The sequence below is a fragment of the Methylobacillus sp. MM3 genome (genome assembly GCF_001645185.1).
GTDB lineage: Bacteria > Pseudomonadota > Gammaproteobacteria > Burkholderiales > Methylophilaceae > MM2.
The window spans coordinates 1-397 of the sequence record NZ_LXTQ01000035.1; the positions used below are offsets into that span (position 1 = coordinate 1).

Sequence of the window (397 nt, forward strand, 5' to 3'; positions counted from 1 at the left end):
TTTATATTCTGGCTTGTTTCTGCTCACCGTAATTAAGACGCTCTCTCCGTTTGGAGGAGTGAAGTGAGTTCCAGAGATTTTCTCTGGCAAACATCCAGGAGCAAAGCTAATGGCTTTAAATCTTCAAGACAAACAAGCGATTGTTGCTGAAGTCAGCGAAGTAGCCAAAGGCGCGCTGTCTGCAGTAGTTGCGGATTCCCGTGGCGTAACTGTAGATAAAATGACTGAACTGCGTAAAGCAGGGCGCGAAGCTGGCGTATACATGCGTGTTGTTCGTAACACCCTGCTGCGCCGTGCTGTTGAAGGTACTCCGTTCGAGTGCCTGAAAGACGCGTTTGTTGGTCCGACCCTGATTGCATACTCTATGGAACACCCGGGCGCTGCTGCTCGTCTGTTC

Annotated in this window: 1 protein-coding gene; it reads left to right on the forward strand. The window is 50.1% G+C overall.

Features of this window, described 5'->3' with window-relative positions; genetic code table 11:
• Positions 1-109 precede the first annotated feature (109 nt).
• Positions 110-397, forward strand: a 288-nt coding sequence (gene rplJ / locus A7976_RS14860; protein WP_082878091.1) for a 50S ribosomal protein L10, incomplete at its 3' end; no start/stop codon positions are given.